At 71.0% G+C, this 15,823-nt stretch carries 12 protein-coding genes; all 12 read right to left on the bottom strand.

Annotated elements, in window-relative coordinates; translation table 11 throughout:
- Positions 1 to 23: 23 nt before the first annotated feature.
- Positions 24 to 3,506, bottom strand: coding sequence for a DNA-directed RNA polymerase subunit beta (gene rpoB, locus C8E97_RS32515; protein WP_121009941.1), 3,483 nt, complete (start codon positions 3,504 to 3,506; stop codon positions 24 to 26).
- A gap of 1,210 nt (positions 3,507 to 4,716) precedes the next feature.
- Positions 4,717 to 5,547, bottom strand: a complete 831-nt coding sequence (locus C8E97_RS32520) for a hypothetical protein (RefSeq protein WP_147455294.1) — start codon at positions 5,545 to 5,547, stop codon at positions 4,717 to 4,719.
- Between the two features lie 20 nt (positions 5,548 to 5,567).
- Positions 5,568 to 6,074 carry a nuclear transport factor 2 family protein gene (locus tag C8E97_RS32525; protein WP_170212058.1) on the bottom strand — a complete coding sequence of 169 codons (507 nt, stop codon included), beginning with the start codon at positions 6,072 to 6,074 and terminating at the stop codon, positions 5,568 to 5,570.
- Positions 6,075 to 6,087: 13 nt separating this feature from the next.
- Positions 6,088 to 7,314, bottom strand: a complete 1,227-nt coding sequence (locus tag C8E97_RS32530) for an MCE family protein (RefSeq protein ID WP_121009949.1) — start codon at positions 7,312 to 7,314, stop codon at positions 6,088 to 6,090.
- Positions 7,311 to 8,468 (bottom strand): MCE family protein, encoded by a 1,158-nt coding sequence (locus tag C8E97_RS32535; protein ID WP_121009952.1) that lies wholly within the window; start codon positions 8,466 to 8,468, stop codon positions 7,311 to 7,313. The genes C8E97_RS32530 and C8E97_RS32535 overlap by 4 nt, the downstream gene beginning before the upstream one ends.
- Positions 8,465 to 9,631 carry an MCE family protein gene (locus tag C8E97_RS32540; protein ID WP_121009955.1) on the bottom strand — a complete coding sequence of 389 codons (1,167 nt, stop codon included), beginning with the start codon at positions 9,629 to 9,631 and terminating at the stop codon, positions 8,465 to 8,467. The genes C8E97_RS32535 and C8E97_RS32540 overlap by 4 nt, the downstream gene beginning before the upstream one ends.
- Positions 9,628 to 10,659 (bottom strand): MCE family protein, encoded by a 1,032-nt coding sequence (locus tag C8E97_RS32545; protein WP_121009958.1) that lies wholly within the window; start codon positions 10,657 to 10,659, stop codon positions 9,628 to 9,630. Before C8E97_RS32545 ends, C8E97_RS32540 begins: the two co-directional genes overlap by 4 nt.
- Positions 10,656 to 11,684 carry an MCE family protein gene (locus C8E97_RS32550; protein ID WP_121009961.1) on the bottom strand — a complete coding sequence of 343 codons (1,029 nt, stop codon included), beginning with the start codon at positions 11,682 to 11,684 and terminating at the stop codon, positions 10,656 to 10,658. The genes C8E97_RS32545 and C8E97_RS32550 overlap by 4 nt, the downstream gene beginning before the upstream one ends.
- Entirely contained in the window at positions 11,681 to 13,012 is a 1,332-nt protein-coding gene (locus tag C8E97_RS32555) for an MCE family protein (RefSeq protein ID WP_121009965.1), read from the bottom strand. The genes C8E97_RS32550 and C8E97_RS32555 overlap by 4 nt, the downstream gene beginning before the upstream one ends.
- Positions 13,009 to 13,848 (bottom strand): MlaE family ABC transporter permease, encoded by an 840-nt coding sequence (locus C8E97_RS32560; protein ID WP_121009968.1) that lies wholly within the window; start codon positions 13,846 to 13,848, stop codon positions 13,009 to 13,011. The genes C8E97_RS32555 and C8E97_RS32560 overlap by 4 nt, the downstream gene beginning before the upstream one ends.
- A gap of 1 nt (position 13,849) precedes the next feature.
- Entirely contained in the window at positions 13,850 to 14,581 is a 732-nt protein-coding gene (locus C8E97_RS32565) for an MlaE family ABC transporter permease (RefSeq protein ID WP_246019452.1), read from the bottom strand.
- Positions 14,582 to 14,631: 50 nt separating this feature from the next.
- Positions 14,632 to 15,714, bottom strand: a complete 1,083-nt coding sequence (locus C8E97_RS32570; RefSeq protein WP_121009974.1) for an ABC transporter ATP-binding protein — start codon at positions 15,712 to 15,714, stop codon at positions 14,632 to 14,634.
- Between the last annotated feature and the right edge of the window lie 109 nt (positions 15,715 to 15,823).

Below are 15,823 nucleotides of genomic sequence, written 5' to 3' on the forward strand. Positions count from 1 at the left end.
CGTCGCCCGGCGGCCGGCGAGGGTCAGTTGACGACGTCGTCCACGGACGGCGACTCGGTCCTCGACAGGTTGATGCCGAGGTTCGCGGCCGCGCGTTCGAGGTCTTCGTCGTCGCCGTCGCGCATCTCGATCGCGGCGCCGTCCGAGGACAGCACCTCGACGTTGAGGCACAGCGACTGCAGCTCCTTGAGCAGCACCTTGAAGGACTCCGGGATACCCGGCTCCGGGATGTTCTCGCCCTTGACGATGGCCTCGTAGACCTTCACGCGGCCGAGCACGTCGTCGGACTTGATGGTCAGCAGCTCCTGCAGCGTGTAGGCCGCGCCGTACGCCTGCATCGCCCAGCACTCCATCTCACCGAAGCGCTGGCCGCCGAACTGCGCCTTACCGCCCAGCGGCTGCTGCGTGATCATGGAGTACGGGCCGGTGGAGCGGGCGTGGATCTTGTCGTCCACCAGGTGCAGCAGCTTCAGGATGTACATGTAGCCGACCGACACCGGGAACGGGTACGGCTCGCCGCTGCGCCCGTCGAAGAGCCGCGCCTTGCCGTTCTCCTTGACCATCCGCTCGCCGTCGCGGTTCGGGATCGTCGAGCCGAGCAGGCCCGTGATCTCGTCCTCGCGCGCGCCGTCGAACACCGGGGTGGCGGTCTTCGTGCCGGGCTCCACCTCGTACAGGTCGGCGGGCAGGTTCTTCGCCCAGTCCGGGTCGCCGTTGATGCTCCAGCCCTGCTTGGCGATCCACCCGAGGTGGGTCTCCAGCACCTGGCCGATGTTCATACGGCGCGGCACGCCGTGCGTGTTCAGCACGATGTCCACCGGGGTGCCGTCCTCCAGGAACGGCATGTCCTCGACGGGGAGGATCTTGCCGATGACGCCCTTGTTGCCGTGGCGGCCGGCGAGCTTGTCGCCGTCCTGGATCTTGCGCTTCTGGGCGACGTAGACGCGGACCAGCTCGTTCACGCCGGGGGGCAGCTCGTCGTCGTCCTCGCGGCTGAACACGCGGATGCCGATGACCTTGCCGTACTCGCCGTGCGGCACCTTCAGCGACGTGTCGCGCACCTCACGGGCCTTCTCGCCGAAGATCGCGCGCAGCAGGCGCTCCTCCGGGGTCAGCTCCGTCTCGCCCTTGGGCGTGACCTTGCCGACCAGGATGTCGCCCGGCTGGACCTCGGCGCCGATGCGGATGATGCCCCGCTCGTCGAGGTCGGCCAGGACCTCCTCGGAGACGTTCGGGATGTCCCGCGTGATCTCCTCGGCGCCCAGCTTGGTGTCCCGCGCGTCGATCTCGTGCTCCTCGATGTGGATCGAGGTCAGGACGTCGTCCTGCACGAGGCGCTGCGACAGGATGATCGCGTCCTCGTAGTTGTGGCCCTCCCACGGCATGATCGCGACGAGCAGGTTCTTGCCCAGCGCCATCTCGCCGTTCTCGGTGCACGGGCCGTCGGCCAGCACCTGGCCGGTCTGCACCCGGTCGCCCTCGTTCACGATGGGCTTCTGGTTGATGCAGGTGCCCTGGTTCGAGCGGCGGAACTTGTGCAGGCCGTAGGTCTGCCGCGAGCCGTCGTCGGCCATGACCGTGACGTAGTCGGCGGAGATCTCCTCGACCACGCCCGTCTTCTTGGCCACCACGACGTCGCCGGCGTCGACCGCGGCGCGCAGCTCCATGCCCGTGCCGACCAGCGGCGACTCGCTGCGCAGCAGCGGCACCGCCTGGCGCTGCATGTTCGCGCCCATCAGCGCGCGGTTGGCGTCGTCGTGCTCCAGGAACGGGATCATCGCGGTCGCGGCGGACACCATCTGCCGCGGCGAGACGTCCATGTAGTCGACGTCGCGCGGGTCGATCTGCTCGACCTCGCCGCCCTTCTTGCGGACCAGGACGCGGTCCTCCAGGAAGTTGCCCTCGTCGTCGATCTTGGCGTTGGCCTGGGCCTTGACGTAGCGGTCTTCCTCGTCCGCCGTCAGGTAGTCGATCTGGTCGGTGACCCGACCGTCGACGACCTTCCGGTACGGCGTCTCGATGAAGCCGAACGGGTTGACCCGGCCGTAGCTCGACAGCGAGCCGATCAGGCCGATGTTCGGGCCTTCCGGCGTCTCGATCGGGCACATGCGGCCGTAGTGCGACGGGTGGACGTCGCGGACCTCCATGCCGGCCCGCTCACGGGACAGACCGCCCGGACCGAGCGCCGACAGGCGGCGCTTGTGGGTGAGCCCGGCCAGCGGGTTCGTCTGGTCCATGAACTGGGAGAGCTGGGACGTGCCGAAGAACTCCTTGATCGCCGCCACGACCGGGCGGATGTTGATCAGGGTCTGCGGGGTGATCGCCTCGACGTCCTGGGTCGTCATGCGCTCGCGCACGACGCGCTCCATGCGGGACAGGCCGACCCGGATCTGGTTCTGGATCAGCTCGCCGACGGTGCGCAGGCGGCGGTTGCCGAAGTGGTCGATGTCGTCGACCTCGACCGGGACCTCGGTCTCGCCCGGCTTCATCGTCGTCTCACCCGCGTGCAGGCGGACCAGGTACTCGATCGTCGTGACGATGTCGTCCTCGGTCAGCACGCCCGTGGTGATCGGGATGTCCAGGCCCAGCTTCTTGTTGACCTTGTAGCGGCCCACCTTGGCCAGGTCGTAGCGCTTGTCCTTGAAGAACAGGTTCTCCAGCAGCGCCTGCGCCGACTCCTTCGTCGGCGGCTCGCCCGGACGCAGCTTGCGGTAGATGTCGAGCAGCGCCTCGTCGGTGCCCGCGGTGTGGTCCTTCTCCAGCGTCGTCAGCAGCGTCTCGGAGAACGAGAACCGCTCGCGGATCTGCTCGGTGGTCCAACCCAGCGCCTTCAGCAGCACGGTCACCGGCTGCCGGCGCTTGCGGTCGATGCGGACGCCGACGGTGTCGCGCTTGTCGACGTCGAACTCCAGCCAGGCACCCCGCGAGGGGATGATCTTGACGCTGAAGACGTCCTTGTCGGTCGTCTTGTCGATCGCCGTGTCGTAGTAGACACCCGGCGAGCGGACGAGCTGGGAAACCACGACCCGCTCGGTGCCGTTGATGATGAACGTGCCCTTGTCCGTCATCATCGGGAAGTCACCCATGAACACCGTCTGGCTCTTGATCTCGCCAGTGGTGTGGTTGGTGAACTCCGCCGTGACGAACAGCGGGGCCGCGTACGTCATGTCCTTGTCCTTGCACTCCTCGGTCGAGGCTTTCACCTCGTCGAAGCGCGGGTCGGAGAAGGAGAGCGACATCGAGCCGGAGAAGTCCTCGATCGGCGAGATCTCGTTCAAGACCTCTTCGAGGCCGCCCGTCGGCGCCTCGTCACCCTCGTCGACGCGGCGCTGGAACCACGCCTCGTCACCGGTGAGCCATTCGAACGACTGGATCTGCAGGTCGAGCAGGTTGGGCGTCTGAAGCGGCTCGTGGATCTTCGCGAAAGAGACTCGCTTCGGCGCTCCGGGAATCCCCGACGTGGAGTTGGTCGCAGCAGTGGCCTTGGTCGCGCGAGAGATCGCCAAGATGCGTCCTTCCAGGGACAGGTAGCTGGCTAGCAGCGCACTAGCACGGCTGTCAAGGGTGCGGCGATGCCCGGCAATCCAGCTCTCGGCGAAGGGCAAACGGAAAGAGGGCAGCGCAAAGGGGCAGTCTAGCCACGCGCACGCCAACTGTCGAGAGGCACCTGGAAGGACCTTTCTCGTCGTCACCGACAGAGTGACCCTGCCGACGCCCACAGTCAAGATGCCACGCGGCGATCACCCTCGTGGCGCAAGCCGGGTTCACTCGGCGTTACCGCCCTGACCTGCGGAATTACACGGTTGTGGGCCACAGTGAACTGTTGGCGGCGGTTCGTTGCCCGAAGGACGGGCCCGGCGGCTCCGCTCGGTGACCGCGCTGAAAGTGTGACCGACATCACTGTCAGTGGCGGTTGCGAGCGGGTCGCCGCGCCCCTTGCGGGCGCCTGGGCGAGCTGCGGGCCATGATCATAGTGACGAGGGGTCGGCGGGGCGCGCGGCGGGTGCCGGAGCGGACCTGGAGCGGGGTCCGGGACGGGGTCCGGGGCGGGCGAGGTGGCCGCGAACACACAGGTTCCGGGCCGTGCGCGTGCCGTGACACAGCGCGCACGGCGAGGCGCACCACCACGCACCGACCCAGACCCAGCCCCACCGCACGCGCAGCACAGACCTCTGGTCTCGTGTTCTCCCCGTATGGCCTGCCCGCAGGGCAACCACATTTGTCGAGGGGGTGCAAGCACGCTTCACCGCTTGCACCCCCTCGACAAATGTGGTGGTCTTTGACAGGTCATGCGGGGAGAACACGACGCCTTTAAAGCTTTTCCTCCCCGGAGGTCTGCCCAGCGGCGAGCGCTTCTTTAAAGCTTGTGCGGGTGCCTTCCGCGCGGAAGTTCTTCGGTTTTAGCGGGTCAAAGCGGAAAAGAAGGGCGCTCGCCGCTGGGCAGGCCACCGAGGATGGGGGCAAAGCTTCTTCGAAGCTTTGCAAGCTTTTCAAGCTTCTTCGAAGCTTGAAAAGCTTTGGCTGCGTGCCATCCCCGTACGACCTGTCAAAGACCACCACGCTCGTCAGAGGGGCGCAAGCGGTGAAGCGTGCTTGCGCCCCTCTGACGAGCGTGGTTGCCCTGCGGGCAGGCCGTACGGGGATGACACGCAGCCCGACCGAGGTGTGCCCGGGGGTGGGCGGGTCCAAGGGCGAGGGTGTGCGGGGTGTCTTGGGTCAGTTGCACTTCGCCAGTTCTGCCGATTGGCCATCGGTTCGGCCGAACATCTCCATGTTGTCCACCTTCCAGCGGCCCTCGGACTTCTGGGCCGCCGCCCTCATCATGGCGATGCCGCCGCCGCTCTGGTTGTCCGTCGTGCGGGTGGTGACCTGGTCGAGGAAGAGCAGGACGGTGGCCCGGTTGTCGTCCAGGCTCGTCACGCCGCTGGCGACGGCCTTCACCGTGACCACCAGCTTCTGCTCCGGGGCCAGCGTCCGCACCGGGCCGAAGATGGCGTCGTACTGGCACTTCGCCTTGCCGGTGAGCAGTTCGCCCGCGGCGGCCTCGGTGGCCTTCACGTCGGTGAAGTTGTAGGAGAACGCCTTTTCCACGGCCTCCCGCACCTGTCCCGCTACCTCCGTCGTCCCGGCGCTGTCGACGAGCGCGCGGTTGTACTTCGTCTCGCCCGCCCGGCCCTGGAGCCAGACGCCGCCGGCCACGAGCGCCAGCGCGAGCAGCACCAGGGCGACGGGCAGGGCGACCGCGGTCGACGTCGTGGCGTCCTTGGCGCGTGGTGTCGGGGTCGGGCGGGGTGTCGGGGTCGGGCGGGGTGTCGGGGTGTCGGTCGTGTCGGCGCTGTCGGTCGTGGCCTCGGTGGAGGGCGGTGGTGGGTCGGTCTGCTCCGCGTCGGGCGCGGGGGCCTGGTCCGGCGCGGGTCCTTCGACGGGCTTCGGGAGCGGGTCCCGCCTCGTGGGCGGGGTCGGGTGGTCGGCGCGCTTGCGCAGGCCGGCCACCCGGACGCGACCGGTCGGGGTGGTGGGCACGGGGCGGCGGCGGGTCGGGGGCACGGGCTGCTCCAAAATCCTCGTCACGCGCCGCCGGCCGCGACCGGCCCCAGCGCGTTGAGCTTCCAGCCGGCGTCGGTGCGGGTCAGGTCGGTCCGGTAGCGGTTGACCTTGCGCACCGACTGGCCGCCGTCGGGGGTGACCGTGGTCTCCACGACGGCTATCACGTGGGCTTTGCCCGCCCGCGCGTCCAGCTCCGTGACCGCCGCGTCCAGCACCCGGCTGACGGTCACCGTCCTGGCGTCCGTGATCTGCTTGCGCCTGCTGTCGCGACCGGTCTCGATCTCGGCGCGCAGTTCGCCCGTGGCCGAGTCGAGCCAGCGGTTCAGGTCCTCGTCGACCTTCCGGTAGTCCAGGGTCGTGAAGTTCGCGATGCCGACCTGGCCCACGCGCAGCACCTCCTCGCGTTCCCTGGAGAACGCCACCGAGTCGTTCGTCGTCGAGTTCCACCAGGACACGCCGGCCCAGAGCGCGTACCCGGCGGCCAGCACGGCCAGGCCGGCCGCGATCGGCAGGAAAAGACCTCGCACGGTGTCCTCCAACTCAGCCCGGCAGCCCGAGAAGCTGGCCGAGGTCGGTGAGGACCGGGGCCTCGGCCCGCTGACCGGACGGCTCCCGTCCCGGCTGGGACGTCTCGTCACCGATCGGCGTCGTGGGTGTGCCGCCGTAAGGCGCGTTCTGCGCCCCGCGGACGGCGGTGGCGCTACCGCGCGCCAACGCGCAGTACGCCCGGGTGTTCAAGGGCTCGTGAGTGGTGTCGGTGCCCTGGCGGATGCGGGTGCCCTCGTAGCCCGCGGTGCACGGGGGCGGGTCGAAGACGTTCACGGCCAGCCCGAAGTGGGCGCCGGTGCCGTCGCCCTTCGCCACGCTGAAGCCGCCGCCCACGACGAGGGGGTAGGTGACGGCGATCTGCTCCAGGCCGTCCAGCCTGGTCACGAGGATGTCGCCGGTGGTCAGCAGGTTCGCCAGGACGACGCCCAGGTTGGGCCCGGTCTCGCGGAGCAGCGCCGAGAGCTGCTCGGCCGCCCGCGGTGAGACGCCGATGAGCTGCCGCAGGTCGCCGTCGGACTTCCGCAGCTGCTCGGCCAGGACCTTCAGGTCGGCGCTGAACGCGCGGATGGCGCTGCCCTGGGCCGCCTGCGTGTTGAGCACCACCAGCCCGTCGTCGAGCAGCGCCTTCGTCTGCGGCAGGTGCCGGGTGGCGGCCTCGGTGAACGCGCGGGTGTTGTCCAGCAGCACCTGGAGATCGGGGCCCGCGCCGTTGAACGCCAGGTCCAGCTCGTCCACGACGGTGCGCAGCGAGTCGGTGGGCACCGACTTCGCGAACGCGTCCAGGTTGGTCAGCAGGCCGTCGACCGGGGGCGGAGTCCTGGTCGCGGACCTCGGGATGACCGAGCCCGCCGCCAGGTACGGGCCGCCGTCGCCGCGCGGGCGCAGGTCGACGAACTGCTCGCCCACCGCCGACCGGTTCGCGACCACGGCCTCCAGGTCGGCCGGGATGCGGGGCGCGGCGGGGTCGATGTCCAGGTCGACGTCCAGGCCGTCGGCCGTCAGGCGCAGCTGCCCGACCCGGCCCACGGCGACGCCCCGGTAGGTGACCTCGGCGTTGGTGAACACCCCGCCGGAGTCGGCGAGCTGAAGGGTCACCACGTAGCCGGCCGGACCGACCAGCCTGCCGAGGCCCGCGTACCGCGCGCCCGCGTAGCTCACGCCGAGCAGCGCGATCAGCGCGAACGCGGCGATCCGGAGCTTCACCCGACCGGGGATCACCGCCGACCACCTCCCAGGAGCCCGCCGAGCAGGTCGCCGAGCCCGGTGTCCGCGCCGACGCCCGGCAGCGGGTGGTTGGGCAGCGGCAGCGGCAGGGACGGCGCGGTGCCGTCGATGCCGGGCAGCGCGGGCAGCGGGCTCTGCCGGGACCGGCCCAGGTTGTCCACGACCGTGCCCAGGTCCAGGTCGAGGTCGACGTACAGGTTGGTGTAGTCGCCCTTGATGCCGTCGAGCGCCGAGTCCGGGAACGGGTAGGTGGCCAGCAGCTCCAGCGCGTTGGGCAGGTTCGCGCCCGCCTCCGCCAGCCGCCGCAGCGTCGGGGCCAGCGCCCTCAGGTCCGCCACGAGGTCGTCCTTCGACCGGCGCACCGTGTCCACGGCGACGTCGGACAGCGCGTCCAGCGACTGGAGCAGGGTGACCAGCTGGGTGCGCTGCTCGGCGAGCACCCGCAGGCCCGGCTCCAGGCCGTCCAGCACGCCGGTGATCCGCTCGCGCTGCGCGCCGAGCGCGCCGCCGAGGCGGTTGAGGCCGTCCAGCGCCCTGGTGATCTCGGTCCGGTGCCCGTCCAGCTCGCCGACCAGCGTCTTGAGGTTGGCCAGCAGGGAGCGGACCGCGGGCTCGTTGCCCTCCAGCGCGGCGTTCAGCTCGCGGCTGATGTCCTGCGCCCGGCCGATGCCGCCGCCGTTGAGCAGCATCGACAGCGCGCCGAGGACCTCCTCCACCTCGGGGTTGCGGTCGGTCCGCTCGACCGGGATGGTCGCGCCGTCGGTGAGCGCGCCCTCCGCCCGGCCCTCGGCGGGCGCGGCCAGCTCCACGTACTTCTCGCCGAGCAGCGCGGACTGGCGCAGCCGGGCGACGGCGTTCGCGGGCAGCCGCACACCGCCGTTGACCAGGACCGTCACCTCGGCGGTCCACCCGTCGGCGGCCAGGTCGATCCGGTCCACCCGGCCGACCGGCACGTCGTTGACCTTGACGCCCGCCTGCGGCACGAGGTCCAGCACGTCCTGGAAGCGGACGCGCACCGAGTACGGGTGGTCGCCCAGGTCCGCGCCGCCGGGCAGCGGCACGGTGTGGATGCCGTCGAAACCGCCCGAGCCGCACCCCGCCAGGAGCAGGGCCGCGGCGGTCACCGGGACGAGCAGGCGCTTCCTCACCGGGGCACCCCCGCGAGCGGCAGGGGCAGCGGCAGCTTGCCCTGCGACAGGTCGCCGACCACCTCGGCGGGCGTCTTCAGCGGCACCGCGCCGGACAGGACCGGTTCGAGCTGCCGGCACGCCTGCGCGAGCGGCAGCGGCACCCGGCCGGGTTCGAGCGACTGGACCAGCTTGCACACCAGCACGATCGGCGGCTGGTTCAGCTCGTTGATGTCGGCGCGGGTGTCGAGCGTGCCGGACGCCGCGTTGTAGGCGTTCTGGAGGTTGCCCAGCGCGAGCGGGGCGACGTCCAGCGTCTCGGCCAGCGCCGCGCGCTGGTCGACCAGGACCTGCGTGATGCCGGTGAGCTTGTCGACGTTCGACTTGAGCGCCGCGCGGTTGTCCTCGACGAAGCCCCGGACCCGGTCCAGCGCGGCGGCCAGCTCGGTCAGCGCGCCCGCCAGGTTCTCGCGCTCGTCGGCGAGGAACCCGGCGACCTCGGCGAGCTGCCGGTTGACGTCGCGGACCTGGCCGTCGTTCGCGGCCAGCATGCCGGTGAACCGCTGGAGGTTGTCGACCGTGCCGAACAGGTCGTCCCGCGAGCCGGACAGCGTGCGGGTGGCGTCGCCGAGCTGCCTGACGGCGTCGCCGAGGGCCTTGCCGTTGCCGTCGAGGCCCCGCGCGGCGGAGTCGAGCAGCTCGGACAGCGCGCCCTCCCGGTTCGCGCCGTTCGGGCCGAGCGCGGTGGTCAGCCGGTCCAGGCTCGCGTACAGCTCGTCCAGCTCCACGGGCGTGGCGGTGCGCTCGCGCGGGATCACGGCGTTGTCGCCCAGGCTCGGGCCGCCGGTGTAGACGGGCGCGAGCTGCACGTAGCGGTCGGAGACCACGCTGGGCGCGACCACGACCGCCTGCGCGTCGGCGGGCACCGGCACCGTGCGGTCGATCGACAGGGTGACCCGGACCTGCGCGCCCTGCGGCTCCACGTCCTCGACGACGCCGATCCGCACGCCCAGCACCCGCACGTCCGAGCCGGGGTACACGCCCACGGCCGCGCCGAACAGCGCGGTCACCCGACGGCTGTTCACGTCGGCGAACGCCCACCACATCGCCACCGCGGCGACGAGCCCGACCACGCACGCGAGCGCCGACACCCGCCCGAGGTTCCGCCTCGCGTCACCGGTCATCGCCCACCTCCCGACGGAGCCGTGCGCTGCACGCCGGGCGGCAGGCAGCCCTCCTCGGTGAAGCCCACCACGCCGAGGTCCACCGCCGGCGGCAGCAGTCCGCAGATGTAGACGTCGAACCACCGGCCGTTGCCCAGGGTGTTCGCGAACACCCGGTAGAAGGGGCCCATCAGCGCGAGCCCCCGGTCGAGCGCGTCCTGGTTGCGCTGGAGCAGCGCGGTCACCCGGTCCAGCTGCTCCAACGCCGGCCTGAGCTGCGCGGTGTTGTCCTCGACCAGCCCGGACAGCTCCCGCGACAGCGCGCGGGTGCCGGTGAGCAGCGCACCGATCGCGTCCCTGCGCTTGCGCAGCTCGCCGAGCAGCAGGTTCCCGTCCGCCAGCAGCTTCTCGAACTGCTCGTTGCGGTCGGCCAGGGTCTCGGTGAGCTGCCGGGTGTTGCCCAGCAGGCGCGCGAGCTGCTCGTCGCGCGAGGAGATCGTCCTGGACAGCGCGGACAGGCCGTCGAGCGCGCCGCGCACGCTGTCGGCCGAGCCCCGGAAGGTCTCCGACAGCACCTGGAAGCTGTGCGCGAGCTGCCCGGTGTCGAGCTGCCCGACCGTGGTGGCCAGGCCGTTGAACGCCTCCTGCACGTCGTACGGGGACAGCGTGCGGTCGCGCGGTATCGGCGTGCCGGGGTCCAGCGGTTCCGCGCCCCGCGGGTCCAGCGCCAGGAACTTCTGGCCGAGCAGCGTCTTGACGCGGATCGCGGCCGTGGACCGGTCGCCCAGCCAGGCGTCCTTGACCCGGAAGGTCACCAGCACCCTGTCGCCGGCCAGCCCGACGTCGGTCACCTTGCCGACCTTCACGCCCGCGACCCGCACCTCGTTGGTCGGCACCAGGCCCGCCGCCTCGGTGAACTCCGCCGAGTACGTCGTGCCGCCGCCGATGATCGGCAGGTCGTCGGAGTGGAACGCGGCGAGCAGCAGCAGCGCGATCACGGTCAGGCCGACCACGCCGGTCCGGATGGGGTTCCGCGGTGTCCTCGTCACGGGCGGCACCTCGCTTGCGTGACGGGCAGCGCCGTGACCGGGACGGGGTCGCTGACGACCGGCGGCACGGTGAGCTGCCCGGTGGCCTCGCACAGGTAGAAGTTGAACCACGAGCCGTAGGAGGCGGTGCGCGCCATCGACTCCAGCTTGGTCGGCAGGCGCTGGAGGACGCCCTCCACGACGGCCTCGTGGTCGGCCAGCGTCCGCGACACCAGGCCGAGGTCGGCGATGTCGTCCTTGAGCGGCTGCCGGGACTCGGCCAGCAGGCCCGCGGTGGCGCCGGTCAGGTCGCCGAGGGCGCTGATCGCCTCGCCGATCGGCTGCCGGTCGCCCGCGAGGCCCGCGGTCAGCTCCTGGAGCGTCGCGACCAGCGTCGACACCTGGTCCGTCCGGCTGTTCACGGTGTCCAGGACGGTGTTCAGGTTGGTCACGACCTCGCCGATCACCCGATCCCGCGCGGCCAGCGTCGAGGTCAGCGAGGCGGTGTGCCGCAGCAGGCCGTCGATCGTGCCGCCCTCGCCCTGGAGCACCTGGACGATCTCGTTCGACAGCTGGTTCACGTCGTCCGGGTCCAGCGCTTGGAACAGCGGCTTGAACCCGTTGAACAGCACGGTCAGGTCCAGCGCCGGCCGGGTGCGCTCCAGCGGGATCACGTCGCCGGGCCGCAGCGGCGACGCGTCGCCGACGCCGTGCTCCAGCGCGACGTACCGCTGGCCGACGAGGTTGCGGTACTTGATCGTCGCGGTCACCGACCGGGGCAGGCTGCGCTCGCCGTCGACGGTGAACTCCACCTCCGCGAGCCGGCGCTCCACCACTCGGACGTCCTCCACCTGGCCGACCCGGACGCCCGCGATGCGGATGTCGTCGCCCTCGTTCAGGGCGGTCACGTCGGTGAACCGCGCCGTGTAGGAGGACGTGCCGGTGAAGCCGGTGTTCGAGATGGTCACCGCGAGCAGCGCCGTCGCCAGGACCGTGACGGTGGCGAAGACGGCCAGCTTGACCAGCGGCGCGACGAGCGACCTCACACCGTCACCTCCGCGCCGCGGTACAGCGGGCCCAGCAGCAGGGCCGTGAAGCTCGGCACCTCCGCCCGCGCGACGCCGAGCTCCGGCGCGAGCAGCGCGGCGAGGAAGTCCTGCTCGCCCGGCGAGTTCGCCAACGACGGCGGCGGGTACCCGCCGGACGACGGCGTGGCGCCGGCCATCCCGGCGAACCCCGTCGCCGGCGGCAGGACGCCGTCGTGCGCGGACCGCGCCGGCGGCGGCGGGGTCGAGCCGTCCCGCACCGGGCCCTCCGGCGGGTACTGCGGGAACGGGTCGGGCCGCGGCACGATGTCGTAGCAGCGCGGCCCGCGCTTGTCCGCGTACTCGGGCTCGTCCCTGCCCGGCTCGTACTTGCCGCGGTTGCCGGTGACCTCCAGCGTGATGTGCAGGCCGGGCTCGTCGGTGCCCTTGCCGAACACCTGGTCCATGATCGGCTTGAACTCGGTGAGGCCCTTGAGCAGGCACGGGTACTCGGGCGCGTACTTCGCGAGCAGCTCCAGCGTCGGCCGCGACACGTCCGCGAGCCGGATCAGGTTGTTCCGGTTGACCGCGAGGAAGCCGGCCAGGTCGACCGACGTCGTGGTCAGCGCGCCGTACATGGCCGACAGCCGCTCGCGCTGGTCGACCAGCGTGCGGCTGGTGGCGGTGGCGTCGTCGAGGGCCTGCGCGAGGTCGGGGGCGGCGTCGGCGTAGACGGCCGAGACGTCCGCGAGCCGGCTGATGCCCTCCTTGAGCCGGGGCAGCTCGGGGTTCAGCTCGCCCAGGTAGGAGTCGAGGCGCACGAGCGTGTCGCCCAGCTGCCCGCCGCGGTTCTCCAGCGCCTGCGACACGGCGGTCAGCGTGGTGGCCAGCTTCTCCGGCTGCACGGCCCGCAGCACCGGCAGCAGGTCGTCCAGCACGCGCTCCAGCTCGACCGCGCCGCTGGAGCGGTCCTGCTCGATGACGTCGCCGTCGGTCAGGTGGTCCACCGGGTCGGGCGGCGGCACGAGGCTCACGTAGCGCTCGCCGAACAGCGTCTTCGGCAGCAGGCGCGCCGACACGTTGCCGGGGATGTGCTCGACCTGGTCGGGTCGCAGCGCCAGCGCCAGCTCCGCGCCGTCCCCGGTGGTCCGGACCTGCCTGACCTCGCCGACGACCATGCCGCGCACCTTCACGTCCGAGTCGACCAGGAGCTGGTTGCCCACCCGGTCGGTCTTCAGCGTCACCGTCACGACCTCGGTGAAGGCGTCCTGGTAGAGCGCCACGGTGAGGCTGAGGAAGAGGGCGATCACCGCGAGGAACGCGACGCCGAGGAGTCGTCCGCGGATCATCCGGCGATCCTCACCGTCGTCGTGGTGCCCCAGATCGCCAAGCTCAGGAAGAAGTCGAGCAGGCTCGTGGTGACGATGGCGGTGCGCACGGCCCGGCCGACCGCGACACCGACCCCCGCCGGGCCTCCGCTCGCGCGGTAGCCGTAGTAGCAGTGCGTCAGGATGATCACCACGGAGAACACGAGCACCTTGCCGAACGACCAGAGCACGTCCACCGGTGGCAGGAACAGCGTGAAGTAGTGGTCGTAGGTGCCCGCCGACTGGCCGTAGAACTCGACCGTGATGACGCGGGCGGCCAGGTACGAGGTCAGCAGGCCGATCACGTACAGCGGGATGATCGCGACGAAGCCCGCGATGATCCGGGTCGTGACGAGGAACGGCAGGCTGGGCACGCCCATCACCTCCAGCGCGTCGATCTCCTCCGAGATCCGCATCGCGCCGAGCTGCGCCGTGAAGCCCGAGCCGACCGTCGCCGACAGGGCGAGCCCGGCCACCAGCGGCGCGATCTCGCGGGTGTTGAAGTAGGCCGACACGAACCCGGCGAACGCCGACGTGCCGATCTGGTTCAGGGCGGTGAAGCCCTGGAGGCCGACCACCGTGCCGGTGAACACCGACAGGCCGACCATCACGCCGATCGTGCCGCCGATGACGGCGAGCGCGCCGGACCCGAAGCTCACCTCGGCCAGCAGCCGCAGCGTCTCCCGGAGGTAGCGGCGCAGCGTGCGCGGCGTCCAGGCCAGGGCGCGCAGGTAGAACCACAGCTGGTCGCCGAGCACGTCCAGCACCGACAGCGGCGCGTTGGCCGCTCCGCGCAGGCGCTCCTTGATCCCGGCCACCTCAGCTCCCCTTCGCCGGGACGACCTGGAGGTAGATCGTGGTGAGCACGAAGTTCACGAAGAACAGCAGCAGGAACGTGATGACGACGGCCTGGTTCACGGCGTCGCCGACGCCCTTCGGCCCGCCCGCCGGGTTGAGGCCCCGGTAGGCGGCCACGATGCCCGCGAGGAACCCGAAGACCAGCGCCTTGATCTCGGAGATCCACAGGTCGGGCAGTTGCGCGAGGGCCGAGAAGCTCGCCAGGTACGCGCCGGGCGTGCCGTCCTGGAGGATCACGTTGAAGAAGTAGCCGCCCAGCACGCCGACGACGCTGACCATGCCGTTGAGCAGGACGGACACCAGCATCGCGGCCAGCACCCTCGGCACCACGAGGCGCTGGACCGGCGAGACGCCGAGCACCTCCATCGCGTCGATCTCCTCGCGGATCTTCCGCGACCCGAGGTCGGCGCAGATCGCGGACCCGCCCGCGCCTGCGATCAGCAGCGCCGTCACGATCGGGCTGGCCTGCTGGATGATCGCCAGCACGCTCGCCGCGCCGGTGAACGACTGCGCGCCGATCTGCCGCGTCAGCGACCCGATCTGCAACGCGATGACCGCGCCGAACGGGATCGACACGAGGGCCGTCGGCAGCACCGTCACGCTGACCACGAACCAGCACTGCTGGACGAACTCGCGCACCTGGAACGGCCGCCGGAACGCGTTGCGGGCGACGTCGACGCCCAGCGCGAACATCCGGCCGGTCTCCCGCAGGGCGCCCGCGCCGGGGAAGGTGGCGGGCGCGCTCACCGCACACCACCCGGCCGGGGCCGGGGACTGGGACTGGGCGCGCGGCGGGCGTCGGGCACCGCCACCGGCCCGGCCGACACCCGGTAGTGCCGCCGCTCGTCCGGCGTGAGGCTCGCGATGATGCCCTGCTGCGCGTCCGGCGGCAGGGTGTGGATGATGCCCATGACGCGGTCCTTGCGCCGGCGGACGGCGCCGCGCGGCGGCAGACCGGGCGTGGGCTCCAACTGCGGCACGACACCGCGCACGTCACCGTCCGGCGACCCGTCCGAGTGACCGGCGTCCCGGTGCGCCAGCTCGGCCGCCATCGTGGCCTGGTCCTTCTCCTCGGACATGCCGATGGGCCCGATCCGACGACCGTTGAGGAACTGCTCCACCACCGGCTCGTCACTGGTCAGCAGCACCTCGCGCGGCCCGAACACGACCAGCTCGCGGCGGAACAACATGCCGAGGTTGTCCGGCACCGTCCGGGCCACCGTGATGTTGTGGGTGACGATCAGGATCGTCGCGTCGACCTGCGCGTTCAGGTCGATCAGCAACTGCGACAGGTAGGCGGTGCGCACCGGGTCGAGCCCGGAGTCCGGCTCGTCGCACAGGATGATCTCGGGGTCGAGCACCAGCGCGCGAGCCAACCCGGCCCGCTTGCGCATACCGCCGGAGATCTCACCGGGCAGCTTCTTCTCCGCGCCGACGAGCCCGACCATCTCCATCTTCTCGAGGACGATGCGCCGCACCTCGGCCTCGGTCTTGCGGGTGTGCTCGCGCAGGGGGAAGGCGACGTTGTCGAACAGGTTCATCGAGCCGAACAGCGCGCCGTCCTGGAACAGGACGCCGAACAGCTTCCGGATCTCGTACAACCTGCGCTCGGAGCACCGCACGAGGTCGGTGCCGTTGATCACGATCCTGCCGCGCTCGGGCTTCAGCAACCCGACCAGCGACTTGAGGAAGACGGACTTGCCGGTGCCGGAGGGGCCGAGCATGACGCTGACCTCGCCCGGCGGAAGGGTGAGCGTGACGTCCCGCCAGATGGTCTGCCGGCCGAACGACTTGGTGAGGCCCTCGACGACCACCTCGACGCCCATCGCACCTCCAGGCCACCGCCGTCACCCCAGGAGCACGCCCCGATCACAGGACGCCACACCCGTGCAACGAGCCCGTAGCACCGTGGTTACTCCCCAGTTGGCTCAACCC

Origin of the sequence: Saccharothrix australiensis (genome assembly GCF_003634935.1) — a bacterium.
Taxonomy (GTDB): domain Bacteria; phylum Actinomycetota; class Actinomycetes; order Mycobacteriales; family Pseudonocardiaceae; genus Actinosynnema; species Actinosynnema australiense.

Bases quoted from the DNA above. Each gene is read 5' to 3' on its own strand.
- C8E97_RS32540 (WP_121009955.1), bottom strand. From the start codon at position 9,631: ATGACCGGTGACGCGAGGCGGAACCTCGGGCGGGTGTCGGCGCTCGCG.
- C8E97_RS32570 (WP_121009974.1), bottom strand. From the start codon at position 15,714: ATGGGCGTCGAGGTGGTCGTCGAGGGCCTCACCAAGTCGTTCGGCCGG.
- C8E97_RS32555 (WP_121009965.1), bottom strand. From the start codon at position 13,012: ATGATCCGCGGACGACTCCTCGGCGTCGCGTTCCTCGCGGTGATCGCC.
- C8E97_RS32565 (WP_246019452.1), bottom strand. From the start codon at position 14,581: ATGTTCGCGCTGGGCGTCGACGTCGCCCGCAACGCGTTCCGGCGGCCG.